This window comes from Anaerolineae bacterium (assembly GCA_013178015.1).
GTDB lineage: Bacteria > Chloroflexota > Anaerolineae > DRVO01 > DRVO01 > Ch71.
In genome coordinates, this window is the sequence record JABLXR010000019.1 from 35,323 (window position 1) to 54,645 (window position 19,323).

The 19,323-nt window shown below is 63.7% G+C and carries 13 protein-coding genes and 1 tRNA gene; 11 read left to right on the forward strand and 3 right to left on the reverse strand.

The genetic code is table 11. The annotated features are described in order from the left end of the window. The first annotated feature begins 17 nt into the window (after positions 1-17). The 11 genes from HPY83_09210 to HPY83_09260 all read left to right on the forward strand — a co-directional run bounded on the left by HPY83_09210 (position 18) and on the right by HPY83_09260 (position 11,439). Positions 18-1,730, forward strand: coding sequence for a DUF2817 domain-containing protein (locus HPY83_09210; GenBank protein ID NPV08127.1), 1,713 nt, complete (start codon positions 18-20; stop codon positions 1,728-1,730). 364 nt (positions 1,731-2,094) lie between these two features. Beyond that, complete coding sequence (locus HPY83_09215) at positions 2,095-2,739, forward strand: hypothetical protein (protein ID NPV08128.1); 645 nt, start codon at positions 2,095-2,097, stop codon at positions 2,737-2,739. Positions 2,740-2,819: 80 nt separating this feature from the next. Continuing rightward, positions 2,820-3,911 (forward strand): nucleotide pyrophosphatase, encoded by a 1,092-nt coding sequence (locus HPY83_09220; protein ID NPV08129.1) that lies wholly within the window; start codon positions 2,820-2,822, stop codon positions 3,909-3,911. 57 nt (positions 3,912-3,968) lie between these two features. Next, a tRNA-Arg gene (locus HPY83_09225) sits at positions 3,969-4,042 on the forward strand. Positions 4,043-4,364: 322 nt separating this feature from the next. Beyond that, entirely contained in the window at positions 4,365-5,117 is a 753-nt protein-coding gene (locus HPY83_09230) for a helix-turn-helix domain-containing protein (GenBank protein ID NPV08130.1), read from the forward strand. A gap of 30 nt (positions 5,118-5,147) precedes the next feature. Then, a complete protein-coding gene (locus HPY83_09235) occupies positions 5,148-5,681 on the forward strand; it encodes a hypothetical protein (GenBank protein NPV08131.1) in 534 nt (177 codons plus the stop codon). A 110-nt stretch (positions 5,682-5,791) separates the two neighbouring features. Beyond that, positions 5,792-6,022 carry a sulfurtransferase TusA family protein gene (locus HPY83_09240; GenBank protein ID NPV08132.1) on the forward strand — a complete coding sequence of 77 codons (231 nt, stop codon included), beginning with the start codon at positions 5,792-5,794 and terminating at the stop codon, positions 6,020-6,022. 18 nt (positions 6,023-6,040) lie between these two features. Further along, positions 6,041-6,688: a hypothetical protein gene (locus HPY83_09245; GenBank protein NPV08133.1), complete on the forward strand. Its 648-nt coding sequence runs from the start codon at positions 6,041-6,043 to the stop codon at positions 6,686-6,688. Between the two features lies 1 nt (position 6,689). Continuing rightward, positions 6,690-7,988: a (Fe-S)-binding protein gene (locus tag HPY83_09250; protein ID NPV08134.1), complete on the forward strand. Its 1,299-nt coding sequence runs from the start codon at positions 6,690-6,692 to the stop codon at positions 7,986-7,988. Positions 7,989-8,386: 398 nt separating this feature from the next. Beyond that, complete coding sequence (locus HPY83_09255) at positions 8,387-10,771, forward strand: hypothetical protein (protein NPV08135.1); 2,385 nt, start codon at positions 8,387-8,389, stop codon at positions 10,769-10,771. 269 nt (positions 10,772-11,040) lie between these two features. Continuing rightward, positions 11,041-11,439, forward strand: coding sequence for a hypothetical protein (locus HPY83_09260; protein NPV08136.1), 399 nt, complete (start codon positions 11,041-11,043; stop codon positions 11,437-11,439). 3 nt (positions 11,440-11,442) lie between these two features. On the opposite strand, the gene brxL is transcribed toward HPY83_09260, so the two are convergent. From brxL to HPY83_09275, 3 genes are read right to left on the reverse strand one after another with little or no spacing between them, the layout of a single operon-like run. Then, positions 11,443-12,882, reverse strand: coding sequence for a BREX system Lon protease-like protein BrxL (gene brxL / locus HPY83_09265; GenBank protein ID NPV08137.1), 1,440 nt, complete (start codon positions 12,880-12,882; stop codon positions 11,443-11,445). Positions 12,883-12,898: 16 nt separating this feature from the next. Next, a complete protein-coding gene (gene pglZ, locus HPY83_09270; GenBank protein ID NPV08138.1) occupies positions 12,899-15,184 on the reverse strand; it encodes a BREX-4 system phosphatase PglZ in 2,286 nt (761 codons plus the stop codon). Further along, positions 15,181-19,317, reverse strand: a complete 4,137-nt coding sequence (locus tag HPY83_09275; protein NPV08139.1) for a hypothetical protein — start codon at positions 19,315-19,317, stop codon at positions 15,181-15,183. Before HPY83_09275 ends, pglZ begins: the two co-directional genes overlap by 4 nt. Positions 19,318-19,323 lie beyond the last annotated feature (6 nt).

A 19,323-nucleotide genomic window follows, 5' to 3' on the forward strand; every position in this document is an offset into this window, starting at 1 on the left:
AAGCGGGTGATCCGTGAATGAGGAGTGCGCACGACGTAGCTACCACGGAGCTGGGGGCGATCCCGGCTGATCGGTTCCTGGCCGATCAGTCCCTCATCCGGTGGATGGGCCGGCGATGGCCTTGTGGAGCCGCTCCTCTATACGCTACACTCGCCCTGGTCCCCGTGGCCAGCCCCACTCACGGGCGCATCCGCTGCGGGGCCCCTTCCACCATGATCCGGAGGCGAACCGCCGTGGCTCAGCAGAAAGACATCCTTCTCCTCACGGACCGGCCGAACGGCGCCCTGGCCCAGGACCTTGACCTACTCTACCCCGAGCGCGTCGAGCACCTCGACTTCACCACCGAGGCCCACGACCTGAGCGTGCTTTCCCCCTACCAAACCGTCATCACCATGGTGACCGCCGGCGGCAACGTGGAAAAGCTCGACTACGGCGCCATCACCGAGTACGCCCGCGGCGGTGGGCGGGTGCTGTCCTGCCTCTTCGAGTATGCCCACAACCGCGGCCTGCACTTCAGCAAGAGCCACGTCCTCGATCGGATGCTACCCGGAATGCGCATCGAGGTGGAGTGCGACATCACGCGCGGCTACGCCGTGGGCGACGTTCTGTGGTGGTTTGGCACCGTCTCCGGGGCCGCCGAGGAGGTCTACGACAACCAGGCCCTCCAGCGCCAGGTGATGGGCGTGCGGGAGGGCGACGGCGTGACTATCCTGGGCACCTCCACCGTCAATGGAGGGGCGGTGATGGTGGAGGAGCGGGTGGGCCGAGGGCGCGTCCTGGCTCTGGACCTGCTGTCGCTCGGGCGACCCTACTTCAACTCCAAGGGTGCCACCAACAAGTACCTCTTCCTGGGCAACCTGATGGGCTCAGGCGTGCGCTACGGACGCCACTACCCCCGAAGGCTGGACTATGACGGGTTCGTAGACCTGATGCGCGCCACGGCCGATCGTTACCCCGAACTGACCATGCAGGCCGAGGGGCCTTGCAGCGACGGCCGCCAGATGTGGTCCCTGAATCTGGGCGACCCCGGCAAGCCTACTATCTACCTGGGGGCCGCCATTCACGGGTGGGAGTGGGAGAATGCCTTCGGGCTACTGCGCTTCGCCGAGGTGATATGCGAGGACCGGAGCGTGGAGGGTCTGGATACCCGGCGCCTACACTACAAGATCCTGCCCATACAGAATCCGTGGGGCTACGACCACTTCACCCGCCAAAACGCTCGCGGGGTGGACCTGAACCGCAACTTTGACTGGGGTTGGCGGCCAGCCACGGACGGGCAGGACGTCCTCGTGCCTTGGGACTACAACTACAACGGTGCCCGACCTGCCTCCGAGCCTGAGACCCAGATCATCCAGGGAATCGTGGACCGGCTCCGGCCCATGTGCGTCATAGACTTCCACACTGCCGACTATATCATGCTGCGGGCTCACCGGGGCGACAAGGAGCTCTTCGATGCCATCCAGGCGGACGTGAAGGCCCGGCTCAAGGACCGGTTCCTGGTGCAGAAGCCCTACGGCGGGCCCTACCAGCAGGTCAACTTGGAGCGCACTACTGACATCGGACCTGACCAGCCCTACCTCGTGTCATATGCCGCCGAGCGGGGAGCTACCGCCGCCTTCCTGCTGGAGATGTCCGGCAACCGGGATGACGTCCACGCCCTGGTGATCAACACCGATACGGTGGTGGAGATATGCCTGGCGGCAGTGAAGCAGTGCCTGGGCAGGTTATAGGGAATAGGGGACAGGTTACAGGGGACAGGGGGTGCGCAGACCAGTCACGCTTCTCAGGGCTTGGGCTCAGGGCGAGCTTCGGCCGTCCGGGCGCGGGTGTACCCTCCGATCCTGTTGTGGGTCCATGCCCGTTCCGCACTTGACATGTGGAGTCGTTGCGATATACTCCGGCCACGGTGCCGTGACGGTAGTGTGTTAGTGTCTGAGTTAGAAGGAGGATATACCGTCCCTGAGTCGCTCTTCCCCGTTCGTGCCTGAGCCCGCCAGTCCGTCGCCGGGTGCCCGAGAGCACCCCGCGCATCGGTGCCGCGCGGTCTGAGGGAGTCTAGTCACCAAGTTTCTGTCTCAATTGGAGGAACATCAGATGAGTGGATTACGAGCTTCTTTCGCTGTGCTTCTGGCTCTGGCAGTGGTGGCGCTCCTGGCCCTGCCAGTGACGGCCCAAGTCACCCCTTCGGTTACGGTAGTGGACCAGCCCATCGTGGACGGGACGGTCACCGTAGCTTCAGTGGTCTCCGATGGGCCCGGCTGGATAGTGATTCACCGGCAGGAGGGCGACAGCTTCGGCGCTCTCATCGGCTTCGCGCCGGTGCAGGACGGCGAGAACACGGACGTGGTGGTCGAGATAGACGTGGCCCAGGCTACCGAGACCCTGTACGCCATGCTCCATGCCGACACCGGCACCGAGGGCCAGTTCGAGTTCCCCGGCGGCGACCCGCCCGTGACGGTGGACGGCCAGATCGTGTCCCCGCCGTTCCGAGTGACCGGCGGCCTTGAGGCCCAGCAGGAAGCCACTGCGACGCCCGAGGCTGAGACTCCCACCCCCGAAGCTGAGGCCACCCCACAGGCCGAAGCGACCGCCACCGCCACTCCGGCTCCGGCCCTGCCGGTGACGGGCACCGGGCCGTCGTCCACCTCGTGGGCCACACTGGCTCTGGTGCTGGGCGCCGTGCTCTTGCTGGGCGGCATAGGCCTGTCCCTGGCCATGCAGCGCTCTCGCACGCGGTAGCACCGGTCCGAGCTGATCATCGGGGCGCGGGGGGTTGGCTCCCCGCGCCCGACGCTGTAGACTGCCGCCCGGAGTAGGGCATGGGCAGGCGAATCCTCATAGTGTGCGTGGACGGGCTGGGACCGGACTACCTGGAAGCATCCGATACGCCGGTGCTCGATGGCCTGGCCCGGTCGGGCTGTGTGGTAAAGGGGCGTTCGGCGCTGCCGTCGGTGACCAACGTCAACAACGTCTCCATCATCACCGGCACCCCTCCCCGGCTGCACGGCATAACCTCCAACTACTGGCTAGATGGGCGCACGGGCCAGGAGCAGTACATGGAGTCGCCCGAGTTCATCCTGCAGCCCACCATGCTGGAGCGAGCCCATCGACTGGGAATGACCACTGCGCTCCTCACCTCCAAGGCCAAGCTGCTGCACCTGCTCGATGCCGGCGCCGACTATGCTCTCTCCGCCGAGTCGCCACCGGCCGAGGTGGTGGCCGAGGTGGGCCCGGCCGAGCACATCTACTCCCCCAGGGTGAACCTCTGGCTGCTGCGCGCCCTTCGGGTCGTCCTGCGCCACCGCGATCCCCAGGTGGTGTACTGCGCCACCACGGACGGAGTCATGCACCGTCACGCCCCTGAGGAAGAGGAATCGGTGCAGCACGTGGAGGCATTGGACCACCTCCTGGGGCAGATCATGGAGGATCGGCCCGACCGGGAGCTGTACCTGACCGCCGATCACGGCATGTCGGCCAAGAGCAGAGGGGTGGACCTGCAGCAGCTCCTGAGCCGGGCAGGGATCCGGGCTCGGGCGCTGCCCATCATCAAGGACCGCTACGTCGCCCACCATCAGAACCTGGGCGGGGCATCGTACGTGTACCTGGAACAGTGGGAGCAGGCTCCCGAGGCAGCTCAGGCCCTGAGGGAGTGCGCGGGAGTAGAGGAGGTGTACACCCGGAAGGAGGCAGGCCGGGAGTTGGAGCTGATGCCGGAGCGCATCGGAGACCTGGTGGTGCTGGGCGACGCGGAGACCGTGTTCGGCGAGTTCCCGGAGACGTCGGTCGAGGTGCGGGTGCGGACGCACGGCTCCCGCCACGAGAGTGACGTGCCAGTGTTCTCCTCCAGGCCCTTGGAGCTGCCGCCTGCGCCCCGCAATTACGACCTCACGGCGAGGGTGGATCTAGAGTAGACCGGGCTCGAGGGGCAGTTGCCCTTGAGCGGGTTGGAAGGTATCATTGTTACGTATCCCCCCGTAGCTCAGATGGACAGAGCAGCGGTTTCCTAAACCGCGTGCCGCAAGTTCGAGTCTTGCCGGGGGGACTACCTGTAGTAGGCGTTCGCCTGCCACGTGCCACTGGTGGGGACCAGTGGCCAGCGGGCAGCCGCTCCCTGCTTCCCCCGTCCGCGCGCCAGAGCTCGTGCCCCGAATCGGTTCGTCCTCGCGCCTGAGCGCGATCCCGGTCTGCCTCCCAAGTAAGCCGCATTGACGGCTGCCAAGCGCTAATCCCCCGCTCCCGCCCCAGGAGCGCGATTCCAGTCGCTCCAGGGAGTCGATTGATATATCAAGTTATACTATGCTATTGCGGACTTGACCGATCGTCTGATCGGTGCTATGATCTTGGGCCACAGGAGGGAGGCGGCAGTGGATGACCTGCTGACGACGAGACAGCTGGAGCAGTTGCTCCAGGTAGATCGCATCACCATCTATCGAATGCTGGACGATGGTCGGCTGAAGGGCTTCAAAGTGGGCGGCCACTGGCGATTCCCGCGGGCGGAGCTAGAAGCTTGGCTTCGCGATTGCCGCCAGAGCCACCGGGTCGAGTACGACTTCGGATCCACTTCGTCAGAGCGTCAGCCCTTGCCCCTGGCCTGCGTCCAGGCTATCCAGTCAGTCTTCGCCGAGGCTCGCGGTGTGGCCTCCGTCACTACCGACCTGAAGGGCAACCCCCTCACCGACCTGAGCAACTCCTGCGGCTTCTGCACCCTGGTGCGCTCAACCGAGCAGGGCCGAGCCCGCTGCACCGCTTCCTGGCGCCAAGCCAAGACGACGCCCCGTCCCTGCCATGCCGGGCTGCAGTGCGCCGCCGCACCTGTTCGCCTCGAGGGACGGCCCGTTGCCAAGGCGGTGTCTTGCCAGTTCGCCCTCCAGAGCGAAGACGGCGCTGCCGTCAGCTGGGTCGCTGATACCTCTCGCCTGGCCACTGACCTGGGGCTCGATGCCGATGAGTTGCAGGAGGCTGCAGGCCGGGTGCACCTTCTGCCGGAGAAGGACCTGCCCAAGATGGAGCGCTTGTTGCGTTCAGTAGCTAGCACCTACGCTGAGATCGGACGCGAACGGCTCAAACTGGTCGGCCGTCTCCAGCGTATCGCCGAGATCACCGCCCTCGACAATTGACCCTATCCTTAGGCTAGAGAGGAACGCGAGATGGCCGTAGACCACAGCACCACAGACGTGGCCCAACTTGCTGCCGAACAGACCGAGGAGGAGAAGCCCAAGAAGTGCGCCATCGTTATGATGAGTGGAGACATGGACAAGGCCATGGCTGCCCTCAGCATCGCCACCGGTGCTGCCGCCATGGGCTACCAGACCTCCATCTTCTTCACCTTCTGGGGCCTGAAGATCATCCAGAAAGGCGGGCCCACTGGCCGCAGCCTATTTGGGCGCATGCTCAGTCTCATGAACCGGGGTGGGATAGACCGCATCGGCCCGTCGCGCCTGAACATGGGTGGCCTCGGCCGCTGGATGTTCAAGAGAATGATGGCCGCCAAGGGCGTTACCCCCCTTCTCGAGCTGCGCCAGACCGCCATTGACCTCGGGGTGCGCCTGATACCCTGCCAGATGAGCATGGACGTCATGGAGATCACCGAGGACGACCTCATCCCCGAGGTGGAAGACTGCGCCGGCGTGGCCACCTTCATCGCCGAGGCCGGCCAAGCCGAGATCAACCTGTTCATATAGGAGCAGTGGACGGTGCAAGGTGAGGACGAAGCACGCCTGGCTCGTCACTCCCGCTATCGCCAGCCGCTGTTCACAATGCGCTACTAAGGAGACCGACAGTGTCTGAGGAGTTGAAGGCCGATCTGGTACTGGACCTCAAGGGGCTCATGTGCCCCATACCGGTAGTGAGGGTGAGCAAGGCCATCAAGGAAGTCCCGGTGGGTGGGGTCATCGAGGCTACCGCCACCGACCCTGGCGTCCTGGCCGATATCCCCGCCTGGGCCAAGAGCACCGGCAACGAGATGGTCAAGACCGAGAGAGAAGGCAAGGCGATCAAGTTCTGGGTGCGGCGCCTCAAGTAGCCTCAGAAAGGGGCAACCATGGAAGACTCCTTCCTGCGCTTCGTGAAGTTCGAGCTGCAGATCGTGGCGCTGTCCTGGCTCGGTCTGGCCTACGGCTACAAGATCTACCAGCTGCTGCGCCTGCCATGGCCCAAGGAAGTGGCGCCCGAGCGGGGCAGCGAAGAGACGGGCGTCAAGGTGTCGTTCCTGCGGCTGTTCCAGCCCCGGGCCATGAGCAGCACCGAGGAGCACTTCTGGCGCTGGTTTGAGTTCGGCGCCTATCACCTCGGCGCCCTGGCGGCCATCACCGCCACCTTCACCATCCCCTTCGCGCCCTTCCTGATGACCCGGCCAGTGAGCCTGCTGTTCGCCCTGCTGGTGGCCGGAGCGTTCGGGGCCGGGATGTTCAAGCTGCACCGTCGCATCGTCCGGCCGGAACTGCGGCTGGTGAGCACTCCTGACGACTACTTCGCCCTGGCCGGGGTGGAGGTATTCTTCTTCTTCACCATCATGGCCCTGCTCACGGAGGCGCGCGGCTGGATGATCGCCTATTTCCTCACCACCGCCGCCTTCCTCTTCTACGTGCCCTTCAGCAAGATCTCTCACTACGTGCAGTGGTTCTTCGCCCGCGCTTTCTTCGGCCTGCGCTTCGGCCGCCGCGGCGTGATCGCCCCTAGGAAGGCGTAACGTGGCCCAAGAACTTAGCCTCGTACAACAGGCGGAAGAGGAACTGCAGAGGCGACACAGCCGGACGCTGGCGGTGGCCTCTTCCAACCTGTGCGTCCACTGCGGCCTGTGCATTGACCAGTGCCACTACTACATGGCCACTCAGGATCCGGAGGTCAGCCCGGTGGCCAAGGCCGAGCACGTGCGCCGCGTCATCAAGAGCCGGCACGACTGGCTGGGCCGCCTCTTCCCCCGCTGGGTGGGGGCCAAGAAGCTGACCGAACCGGACCTGGATCGCTGGGTGGAGGCCGCCTTCCGCGACTGCTCCCTCTGCCAGCGCTGCTTGGTGAACTGCCCCATGGGAGTGGATACGCCCCTGGTGCTCTCCACCGCCCGCGGCGTGCTCACCGCCGTCGGCAAGGCGCCGGAAATCCTGGTGCAACTGGCCGATGCTTCCATCGCCCGCGAGGAGAACCTGGAGTTCTTCCAGGAGTACTTCCTGGATCAGATCAAGGAGATGGAGGCGGAACTCCAGGAGAGAGTGGGCGACCCGGAGGCGCGCATCCCGGTGAACGTCGAGGGGGCCAAGATCCTCTACGTACCTCTCTCCGGAGCCCACACCATCATGCCCGAGGCGGAGATCTTCTACCATGCGGGCGAGTCCTGGACCATGAGCATGTTCGAGGCGGCCAACTACGGCATCTTCCTAGGAGACACCGAACGGGCCAGGCGCATCACCGAACGCATCGTGCGCGAGGCGGAGCGACTGGGAGTACAGGAAGTGGTGATCACCGAGTGCGGCCATGCCTACGCCGTCTCCCGCTGGGAGGCGCCCAAGTGGTTCCAGGACAGGCCCTTCGCCTTCCGGGTACGCAGTATCCTGGAGGTCATGGACGAGTACATCCGCGAGGGCCGCATCCAGGTTGACGCCAACCGCAACCAGATGTCGGTGACCTACCACGACTCCTGCAACTTGGGCCGCAATAGCGGTCTCTTCGAGGAGCCGCGCCGGATCCTGCAGGCGGTCGTCTCGGACTTCCGGGAGATGACCCCCAACCGGGAGCGCTCCATCTGCTGCGGCGGCGGGGGCGGCCTGGTAGCCCTGAGCGAGTACGAAGAGACTCGGCTGAAGGCCGGGGAGCCCAAAGCCAGGCAGATCCGCGCTACCGGAGCCGAGGTTGTAGTAGCCTCCTGCGACAACTGCCGCCACCAGTTGGGCGAGATCAGCCAGCACTACGAGTTGGGCGTGACCGTCATGGGAATGGCGGAACTGGTCGCCAACGCCATCGTCCCTCGGCCCGAGAGGGCAGAGGCCTCCTAACCCCTAGTCGGGTTGGCTCATCCTTCGCTCCTGAGAGGCGACCCCTGAAGGGCCGCCTCTCTCCTTGCCCCTGGCTTCGCCGCGAGAGGCCCCGCCCCACGATTGGAGCGGCCTCTAGGCCGACATTAATGGCCTCTTTATGACCTGAGGGCCACTCTTGTACTAGATGGTAGCCGACGCTGTCCGGTGCAGTGTTGGAGTAGGAGCTGCGGCCCATCACCCGATCCGGAACAGCATGGAAGCACCCGAGCGTCTGGCCACTCCCTTCCCCGCTCATACCTCTCGCCCAACACGGGCTAGTTGATGGAGGCGCCTATGAAGTGAGATGAGCGCATGCGTCGTGCCGCAAGCGCTAGAGGGACAGGTGGTTAGTGTGAGTAGTTGGAGTGGAGGTTCGTATGCACAACGACTCTGGCCTTCGCCCGTCCCGCAGAGTCGGAAGTACGCCTAGGGGCAAGACCCCGCTATCGTTACGCGTCAGAGTGCTTCTGGGCCTGGTAGTGGCCCTATCGCTTGTATCCGTGATGTCGGCGTTCGCCGCGTCGGTGGAGCCGACGCTCCTCCCGGGAGCAGCAAACACCGACAAGACCTGTGCCCTGGTCATGCCGGGCACTACCGAGCTCAAGATCGAACCGGTACCTGATGGCAGTTATCTTGCTAGCGATGGCCTGCTTACCGTCAGTATAGTCAAGCCGAGCACGCTGGCGGGATCCCTGAACAGCTTCGACTGGACCTCGAACGTCCTGGTCGAGGGCGTGATCGTCAAGAACGGCGTTGACGGCGCGAACTGGTACAACTACAGCCCCGCCGGCAGCATGGGCGACACTTATCTCACCACACCGTCCTATGGCAACAAGGAGATCAGCCACATCTCCTTCTGCTATTACCCCAGACTGACCGCCGCCAAGACGGCCGTCACCGAGTACACCCGCACCTATAGCTGGACCATCGACAAGAGCGTGGACCCTGCCGCGCACGTGGGGTTTGCCGGGGACAGCTTCGTCTCCGACTATGAGGTGACGGTCGACCTGACAGTTGTCGACTCGGACTTCAGGGTGACGGGCGAGATCACCATCAACAACCCCACCCCGTTTGAGGTCGGCTTCGAGGTCACCGACTCGGTCAATGGCACGGCGGCTGTCGTCGACTGCGACCCCGAAACCGCCGGAAATCAGGCGTCCGGCACGCTGCCGGCGGGCGGAAGCGACGTCTGCACCTATGTGGCAGAGCTGGGCGATGAGCTTCCCGCAGACGGTACCAACACCGCCACTGTGACCAGCCTGAACCCGAGTGTTCTGGGCGCCGTCGCCACGGAGGACTATGCCTTCGGTGACCCGACCACGGTCGAGGGCTACGCTAAGATCAACGTCACCGACTACTTCGACGGCGACCTGGTCGGCGATCCCCTAGGGTCAGCTACAGACGACTTCACCTTTGAGTACGACCGCAGCTTCGCCTGCCCCACCGACGAGGCCTGGTATGAGGACGGCGTCTACACGGACTCCTTCCCCAACACCGCCGAGATCGATGAGACGGAGGACTCTGCCGACGCCAACGTCGACCTCACCTGCTATCTGATCGACGTCACCAAGGACGCCGACACCTCCTTGACCCGCACTTGGGAGTGGGACATCGAGAAGACAGGCGACCAGACCGAACTCACCCTCTCCGTGGGTCAGCAGTTCCCGGTCAACTACACGGTCACGGTCAGCGCCATCTTCGAGGACACCGACCATGCGGTCAGCGGCAACATCTGGGTGTACAACCCGGCTCCCATGGCGGCCACGATCAACGACGTGTCGGACGTGATCTCCCCCGACATCGACGCCACGGTGGATTGTGGGGTGACCTTCCCCTACAGCCTGGCGGCGGGTGACACCCTGCAGTGCACCTACGAGGCAGACCTGCCGGACGCGGAGGCTCGAACCAACACGGCCACCGCCACCCTGCAGAACTTCGCCTATGACAGCGAGGGGATCGGCACGCCGTCCGGCACGACCGACTTCAGTGGCACGGCGGACGTGGACTTCAGCGACGCCACGGTCACGGAGATCGATGAGTGCATCGATGTCTCTGACAGCATCTACGGCGATCTTGGCACTGTCTGCGCGGCCGATCTAGATGAAGAGACGTACGACTTCGAGCTCAAGTACAGCCTCTACGTCGGCCCGTACGATGTGTGCGGTCAGTACGAGTTCACCAACTGCGCCGACTTCGTGACCAACGATACCGGGACCACAGGCCAGGCATGCCACACTGTCACGGTGGATGTGCCCTGTGAGGGCTGCACCCTCACCCCCGGCTACTGGAAGACGCACTCCGAGTTCGGCCCCGCGCCTTACGATGACACCTGGGCCATGCTCCCCAACGGAGCCAGCACCCCGTTCTTCCTGAGCGGGCAGACCTACCACCAGGTGCTGTGGACCCCACCCCAAGGTGGCAACGCCTACTACATCCTGGCGCACGCTTACATCGCCGCAGAGCTGAACCTGCTCAACGGCTCCTCCTCCACGCCGGAAGTGGACGCAGCGCTGGCGCAGGCGGAGACCTGGTTCTCCACCTACACGCCGGCCCAAGTGGCCGCTCTGAAGGGCAAGGCGGGCAATGACCTTCGCGCTCAGATGATCGCCAAGGCCTACCTGCTCGATCAGTACAACAACGGCTACATCGGCCCCGGTCACTGCTCGGAGGACCCCAGTAACTTCATCGTCTACTTGGGCTCAGGACTTGGGGGCTCGCAGGTAGAGGCCGCTTTCCTCCCTCTAGTGCTGTACCGCCGGTAGCCGCGGTCCCTCAACTGGACCGAGGCGGCCCCTGCGCCGCCTACCGAACCTGAAGACCGAGAAGTAGGAGACAGGACCAGCCGGTCCTGTCTCCTACTCGTTGCCCCCTGCCACAGCCTACAGCCGGCCCCGAACCAGCCTCACCGGTCCCAGCAGTCCTGAGGGCAGGCCGGATTAGAGTCCCCTCATGTGGTGGAAAGGTGGGTTGACGAAAGGGTCACCGTGTGCTTCTTGAGCTTGTCCGGTAAGACAGCAGCAAGGACGACACAGTGGCCGAGGACAGGACGAGAGCGGTTGAGCGGTTGTGCAAGGGGCAGGGAGGGGAGCTGGACTTCCTGCGAGAGACGGTGCGCCGGTCTGTGCATTGGCTGATGGAAGAGGAGATGGGGGCCGGTCGGTGGGAGCGCACCGAGGAGCGTACCACCTACCGCAACGGGCTGCGCCATGCCCAGCGGAGCACCCTAGTGGCCGCCCTGGACCGGGCCATCCCCAAGCTACGCTCGGGCAGCTACTTCTTCGGCTGGCTGGAGCCCAGGCGCCGCTCAGAGCAGGCCCTGGTGACGGTGGTGGCGGCCACACTCGTCACCCGCCGCTCTGCCGTTCCACCCCCCTTCGCTCCGCCGATCGTCATATCATGCCGCCGACCGGTGCGAATCGGATGCGGGTGACCCTTAAGCACACTGGATGTCCGGCAGCGCCTCTGTATACTCCATGTCCATCAAGCTCAGTTGACGGCGTATGGTTCCCCGCATATCCCTAGCCGGGCCCAGACAGTGCCGCTCGAAGGTATCCGAAGCTATTGCCCCTGCCATGGGAGCGTGGGGGAACAGAAGCTTCAGCCAGGCAGTCGACATCCGCTTGATGGCTTCCGTATCACGCGTGTCCGCTCCCCTCGGCACATGAAGACGCTCATCCACCAGTGCTCTGTAGCGGAGATCACCCCTCAAAGCATGTAGAATCTCCGACAGATACTCCACGTTGAGCCCCCAGCCCGAAGCCTTCATGTCCTCGCGCATCCTGGGGATGTGCCAGCCGCGAATGAACCCGTGGAAGCGGTCTATGAGGGCCGATTCCTGAAAGGCGTTTGGCAGCGCACTGAGCATGTAGGCATGATCGTTCATCACTTGGCTGTCAATGTTCCCCAGAAGCACGATCCCAGCCTCACCGAGACCGCGGTAGTCCGCTATCCGGTACTCGCCACTCTCTAGGTAACCCTTCAGCGCCCCCCGCACCTCGTCTTCGTCGCTGAAGCTGATACTCTGTACCTCGTCCAGAGCCACGTAGTCGCAGCGGCTGACTAGGCCCGGAATCCGTCTTCGCTTGTCGTAGAACAGGCTCACACGGCCAACGCTCCCGCCACTTACCAGCCATCCGTGTTTGCTAATCTGGGAGAAGACCGTGGATTTCCCCGTTCCCTTGGGCGCCAGCTCGATGAGGTTGAGCCGTCTCTCTGCGAACGGCAGCAGCCGGCCTAGCAGCGTGAGCTTCTCCCTCAGGTTGAGGAATGCCAGCGGGTTATAGTCAATTCCCATGAGCAGCACATCGACCCACTCGGTGAGGGTGAACTCCTGCCGAGCCTCTTGGTAGAACTCAACCTCCACCCGGTAGGGTCGGAAAGGCTTGAAGTCCACCAGGATCACCCGGCCCTCTGCTGGTCTGCCCTGGAGACTGTGAAATCGCCACTCCAACTCCACCACACCCCAAGTCTCGGCTGCCCCCAGCAGCTCCTCCTGCCGCTCCTTGCTGCTCACCAGCCTGGAATCCACCAGGGCATCGGTACGACGCGACGGGAATCCGAAGTCGGGCAGGCTGAAGAATGCTTCACCCGTCCTCACGTCCAGCTCAACCCGAAGCTTGGTCAGAAAGCGTACGGGCTGCCCTTCGTTGACCATCCGGCTCTTGAGAAGCTCCCACTGATCGCGACCAGGCATGTACTGCCGTACGTAAGCCTGGACCTCATCGCTATCCAGTGTCCCGTCTGGATCGGCAAGTCGCATAACCAGCCAGTCGCGCAGGTACGACGGAACACCGAGGGCAGAGAAGTACTTGTAGCGCCCGGGATCCTTGAATACTACCATGTCGGCGAAAACGTCTCTCACCTTGGCCGCCAGGCCCTCCGCAGCTGGCTTAGCCACTCCACACCCCCTGCAGCCCCATGTCGTCCTCTGCTATGCCGCGGCGTACCTCGAACTCCACCTGGCCTGGGCTCTGGCCAGGTGATTCCAGCCTTCCCTTGTAGTGACCTGCCCTTAATCTCGACACATCGAAAGCCCAGCGGTCTCTGCCCGTGCGGCTGCCCTTCAGCCAGTGCCCAGCAACCACGAGCCGCAACTCCTCCAGGGGCAAGCTAGTGACGGTCTCAAGGTGCCCTTCTCCGCGAGCACTGACTCGCACCGTCGGGGATAGCACCTTGAACGTGACCGGCAGGCGGACGAGCTCTGGCCCAGCGCGCTGGACGAGAATGACGGGCACGAGGCACTCTTCATACGTTGCGCCACCGTGCACCTCTCCTCGGTTACTGCCACCGCCACTGAAGCGACCGTGAACCGCCAGGTGCGCCCATCCATCGTAGAAGAGGCAGCAATCCGTCAGTGCCCTCCGGTGACACTCACCACCTGCGATGTCGGCATACCGACCCCAGTGGTGCACGCGCCATTCCCTCGGTGCCGCCACTGGCTGCCCGTCTGCGCCAAACCTGGTGAGGCCATGGTCTGCAGTCAGCAGCGCAGTCTCCCCGGGGTCCAAGGTGGACGCGAGCTCGTGGCACACCGAGCTGATGAACTCCAGCTGCCGTACCAGGGAGTCGGGATATCGGTAGTCGTAGGAGTGCGCTTCTTTGTCCATGTCTCGTGGTGGCCGCTCCTCTTCACCCCACTCCCTGTTGTGCTCGGTCGTTGACGGCAGATTGGCTCGGGCGACGTGGACACGCACCTGATGCCCTCTACGCACCAGCAGTTCGCTCATCAGTCCCGCCCACTCGAGACCCACGGCGTCTAGCCACACAATCTTGGCACCGCCTGGACACGCAGCCTTGATCGTCTCTGCGCGAGTGGGAAACTCCCACAGAGCCTTCCGCTCGGCGGCTGCTGTGGCCATCGCCACCAGCCCTGGGAGAAGACGGTCACACACTCGGGACCGAGCGTACAAGCGGAAGTATTTCATCACCTCAGGGTGATCAGGATACGGATAGGCAGTAAGGTAGATCGCCAGCTCTGGGTAACAGACTTCGAGCACCGGAAGCCAGACGTCTTCGCTCACCTCTGTCTCCAGCAGCTCCGCTGTAGCCAGCACTGCCTCCCGTTTCTCTCGCTCGGAGAGGCCTGACAGCGCGCGCAATCGCTTCAGGGGTGTCTGCAGCGTTCGGAACCCCTGCCAGAAAGACGATGGTGGCTGGTCAACCCCCAGGTGCTCCAGTAGCTGCCGCCGCTCGCGAAGGTGCCCGAAGCTGAGGTTCCGGCCCAATGCCGCTGTAGCCGCTACCTGTGGAAGCGCCTCAGCACTCTGGCTCTCCTCGAGCACCAGCCCGTAGTACGAATCGCGCGGAGCCTCAAGCTTGCTCCACACCCAGAGCAGCCAACGCGCTTCGGGCTCCAGGTCAAGCCACTGCCCAAGCAGACGGTCGGGATCGTACTTCACCACATTCAGCTGACGGGCGGCGAGGGTAGAAACGCTGTCGTGCTGGTGGGCCTGTTCCACCAGCCAGCGCCACTGGTCTTCCGTACCCCAGTCACTCGCGGCTGAGTCCAGTCCGGCGATCTCCTGACACGCCTGGGCAAAGGCGCTTGTGTACACCGTGATCGCAACTCGACCTGCCCTACCTGATAGCACCTGCGGTCGGCTCGTCACTAGGCATCCGTCTGCCATCTCCCCACGTTCCCACCTTCGGAAGTACTCCCGCAACCCGGGGATAGAATGAGGTCGGCGCCATTGCGGCACGCTGGCAGACACGCTGATGCTGATCTCGCCGGTGCCAACCAAGCGCCATCCCGGGTGTAGGGCCCCGGCCAGGTACCGATCCATCCTGGCCACTGTCTCCCCAAAGAGGTCCTCTACCTCCAACAGCGGCACGTAGATCCTCTGATGCCCGGGCTTCTCTAGTTGGGCCAACTGGCTGAGCAGAGAGGAGCTGGCAGGATGGAGACGGAGCGCTTCTGCCACAGGCAGAACCACAGCGCGAGGTACCTCTTGGCTCCTGGCCAACGCCAGGACCTTGGGCAGATACGGCAGCACATCCTCTGACTCGCAGAGCGACGACAAGTCTATGCAGGCATCCATCTGGGCTCGCAGAGCCGGGATCAGCTCACGCCAGGCATTGACACCCGTCACCAGGATGAACCGGACTGGGAACCGGGTGTAGCTCACAGCCTCATAAGACACCTCTGTGAGCAGCGTCTCCACGTCGTGGACAGTCATGGATGCGGCTCCGTGCCTGCCAGTAACCTCAGCCCTACCGACGGATCCTCGGCCAGGACCTGGAGCTGTCGCCGGGCGTCTGTCTCCGACATGCTGCTGATGTAGTCCAGCACTCTCTGGTACAATCGCTCCCTGTAGGAGGCAGCCACCCATTCCTTCGCCACGGACCGGGCCCTATCCCGCGTCCAGCGCCCCACATCGCGCCCCAGCCGCATCCGGATATGGTCGTGCATTTTGGCTACGTCCGACTCAGTTAGCACTCCATCGTACTCAGGGACTAGCGCCAAGAGCGCGTCAGTCACGGGGGTACCACTGCCCAAAGCCTGTAGCGCCCCACCCTGAGCATCCAGATAAGCCAACAGATCTCCGAGGCTGGATTCGCTCTGACCACTCGGGTCGTTCAACCGTCCCAGCATCTCGAGAGCCGCAGGAGAGTCGAGCAGCCACTGGATCGGCAGCCCGCGAGCCTCACTCCAGGCCCGCGGGGATGCGCTGCCTGTCAGACGCTGCCAAGTTGCCACTGCTTCCGCTGCCAGACGGTTGCGGTGGAGTTCGCCTGCCTGACGCAGCACCTCCTGGCGCAGGTCGGCCGGCGGGCGGTCGCTCATGTCGGGCAGTCTCTGCCACACATCGTAGCCATCGGAATCACTGAGGGTGATCTCGGCAATGCGATCAGCCCACCGGACCAGCGCTGCCTGCGGCCCATCGAGCGCACGCCTGACTGACTCGCGCCTGGCGTTCAGCTCCTCTGCCAGCGTGCCCAGCCCTCCTGCTGCCTCTTTCGGATCCAGGATCGTCGCCAGTTTCTGCAGCACTCTGGCTGTGCTGTCATCGGAACCAGCCGCCAACACGGCAAGTGGCAGCTTACTCCCCCTGACTCTGCCACGAAGTCGGTCCAGAGCGGTGACCAAGTTCCTGTCGTGGACGCCCAACAGGTCGTTGAGGGCTTTCAGCAGCTTCAGGCGCCCGGCCGCTTCCGGGAGCCGCTCACGGATCTGCTCCTCTCGCCAGAGCCACACTTCCTCATGCATCACCGCCTTGAGCTGGGCCACGACCTCATCGAGTTCCAGTCCGAGGGCCTTCGCTTCTTCCAGCACCCCAGGCTCCGCCTCCTCAAGGAACCGCAGCATGTTGGTACTGAGATGCGAGGAGGACAGACCTGCCTGGATGGCCTCGGCGTGAGGGGTAACCGCTTCCACAAATCGGCGCAGAACCTCGCCCTCTAGGGCCTGAGCAGACTCGTTCGTGTCTCGGAGAAGCTCTTCCAGGGCGACAACTGCCTGGCGCAGCGGTGGACCGTCGTCCAGTCTGAGCAGCCAAATCGGATATCCGATCCTCTTGAGCGCCTCCCGCGCTGCGCGCCGGGCAGTGTCGGGATAGTCAGCCTCTCCCGCCGGCAAGGAGAATAGGGTAGATACCAGCTGGCAGAAGTCCTGGGCTTCGCGCGTCATGGCGCAAACTGTGGCGTTGCTCTTGCCCTTCATGACGCCGTCAATCAACTCAGCCAACTTGCTGGGGTTTAGAGGGAATGTGCTGATGCCGTCTGCCCAGAAGTGACCGTCACAGTAGTCTCGAAGCAACAACCCCATGAGGACGATGCCCATAGGCGAGGGCATGAGGCCAATCGGTTCGTCTTGAAGTCTGCCCCACAACTGGCGAAGGCTGACGCCGTTGCTCTGAGCGAAGGCTGCGTCCACGACTTGCTGCATCTTGCTGAGGGGATGCTCGGGTTGGCGCTGAATGCTAGCCCGGTAGGTCGAGGGATCCCAGAGCCCAAGCCGCTGCAGGTCGTTCACGAAATCCCGGTATGGGTTGTTCTTGGGGCGCTCGGCCCCCAGGCTGATGCTTGCACCCTTTCGCCCAAACGTATCCCTGTGCAGTGTGCTTACCGGAGAGATGAGCTCGGGCCGGTACCGATAGACCGAAGCGATGACCCGACGGAGGAAGGCCCCGTACCCACTGGCACCGCTCGCAATCTCTTCCATCTCGCGGAAGAAGACACGCAAGCTCTGCTTCGCTAGCTCCTGCCCCCAGCCTTCTAGCAGCCGCTTAGCCCTATCGGCGTGAACGGTGGCGTTAGCGGTGTCGCGGATCTCCTGGTAGTAGAGCTCGTGAGCGCGCTGCTCGCGCCAGTCCTCCCAGCGTTGCCGACCAAATGGTACTTGGCTGACGGCGATTAGGCCGCGGGGCAAGTCCCTGGCCAAGCTTCTTGACAACTGCTCCGCGCTGCGCACTTCCTCGTCGTCCTGGCTCACGATGAGCACAGCGGCTATCTGGTAGGGCTCCACTCTCGGCGAAAACACCCTCTCTCGCCGTTTCAGGAACTCAGCGGCTGAGGCAACGGTCAGCGCCTGCCGCCTTGCAGCCACATCGTCGGAGACACTGAACCACCTCAGTGCCTCATCGGCGATGAGGGCCTCGCCCCTGGCGTGCTGTTGCACCAACTGCTCGAACCGAGGCAGGCCTTCCTTTAGCCCCCGGACTCGGACATGGTCCACGCTGCTGGCAGCAATGGTGTATTCCTTCTCCGGGCCAGGGAGCTGCCGCACGACATCCTGATGCACCAGGGACTCGATCGTGGCCATGGCCTCAGCTTCTTTCCGGGTGCCCACCAGCATCAGCAGTACGTTCTTCTGTCTAGGTAACAGCCGAGGGTCCACCTGCCCCATTTGTCGCTCCAGGGCGATCAAAAGGAGGACAGCCCGCAGGGCCTGCCGTTCCCGGTCACCCAGGTTGGCAGAGCGAGAACGGTAATAGGAGACAATGTCTCGTACCTTGTCCGCCAGCTCTAGGTTCTCGTCCAGGAAGAAGTAGTCCCAGAGTGCGTCTGCCGTCAGCCAGGCCGGCTCCGTGTCCACATCCTGGCGCAGGAAGCGGGGGAATGATCCCAGTGGATCCTCCTGTCCCTTCTCTCCCCTCAGCCAGCGGAACAGGGTGCGCTCACTCGAGCTGAACTCCCGCGAGATCGTTGACAGCAGGAACGCCGCATAGGGATGGATGGGCACGAGTGCCTTGAAGTCCTCTCGTCGCTCCCCTTCCCGCGCCGCAGTCACCAACATCTTCGCGGCTGCGGCCACCCAGCCCCACATGGCTTCCCGTCTGCTTTCCCATTCCTCCTGGCGCTGGGGGTTGACGTTGATTGCCCCTGCCATGAGGTGGTACGCGGTCACCGTAGCCATCTGATAGGGGATCACGGTGAACCGGTCGAGCAGACGTCTCCAATCCGCCTGATCTCCGTACTGGCGGGCCACTTCCGGGGCCTTGTGAGTGATCAGGAACAGATAGAACGGTTCGCTGGCGGACAGATGGGCCAGCTCCTGGAGGGTGGTGGTAGACGGATTCTGACGGAAGTACTCGGTGAACTCATCCCAGATGAAGAGGATGGACTTCAGCTGGGCAGCCTCGATCACTTCGCCTAGCCAAGCCTTCACCGCCTCGGGATCGCCCAGGACCATGTAACCTTCCTCAGACATGACCTGGTGCACCCGCGCCAGCAACTCGGCGTTCTCCTCATTGTCTACCCCGGTTCGTAGCCGGCGTATCACCCCGTCCGCGTCGGAGAAGTCAGGGAAGGTTGACTCATGGCGACGAAAAGCGGCCTGCCAGTTGAAGGAACTGTCAGGTCCATCCAGCTTTTCCAGCACCGCCTGGTACAACGTAGGGGTCATGGGGAGCTCGTATCCCCGCGCCAGCAGCGCCTGCCGCACACCCTCCTGGACCTGCCCCAAAAGGGTGAAGCTGTTTGTCACATGGGCGGACCCGGAGCGGTATGCCACGAGGTGATCGCCCTGCTCTCGGGCTGCCAAGAGCCGCCGCTCGAGATCGCCCTGCTCCCGAAAGGCTCTCTGGGTCGCCAGGTAGGATCTGACCTCGTCCAGGTCATCCTCCAGCAGGTGCTTGAGCACGAAGGCGGCGAAGGTCTTGCCGGTCCCGTAGGCACCGTGGAGCAGCAGCGGACGCCGGTCGCTGGCTGTACCGCGCTCCAGGGCCCTCAGCAGGTGGTCAAGGGTTTTGAGCCAGTCGGCGTGCGGTATGAAGGACCTCCAGGCGTTGGTATCGCGACGATCCACTTCCTGGCTGAAGATGGGCTCGAAGTCCTGGTTGACCGAGATGTAGTCAGCATAGATCGGCATAGATGC

Excerpts from the sequence above, each read along its gene's own strand:
- HPY83_09235 (NPV08131.1), top strand. The coding sequence starts at position 5,148 with ATGGCCGTAGACCACAGCACCACAGACGTGGCCCAACTTGCTGCCGAA.
- HPY83_09220 (NPV08129.1), top strand. The coding sequence starts at position 2,820 with ATGGGCAGGCGAATCCTCATAGTGTGCGTGGACGGGCTGGGACCGGAC.
- HPY83_09255 (NPV08135.1), top strand. The coding sequence starts at position 8,387 with ATGCACAACGACTCTGGCCTTCGCCCGTCCCGCAGAGTCGGAAGTACG.
- HPY83_09215 (NPV08128.1), top strand. The coding sequence starts at position 2,095 with ATGAGTGGATTACGAGCTTCTTTCGCTGTGCTTCTGGCTCTGGCAGTG.
- HPY83_09245 (NPV08133.1), top strand. The coding sequence starts at position 6,041 with ATGGAAGACTCCTTCCTGCGCTTCGTGAAGTTCGAGCTGCAGATCGTG.
- pglZ (NPV08138.1), bottom strand. The coding sequence starts at position 15,184 with ATGACTGTCCACGACGTGGAGACGCTGCTCACAGAGGTGTCTTATGAG.
- HPY83_09275 (NPV08139.1), bottom strand. The coding sequence starts at position 19,317 with ATGCCGATCTATGCTGACTACATCTCGGTCAACCAGGACTTCGAGCCC.
- HPY83_09210 (NPV08127.1), top strand. The coding sequence starts at position 18 with ATGAGGAGTGCGCACGACGTAGCTACCACGGAGCTGGGGGCGATCCCG.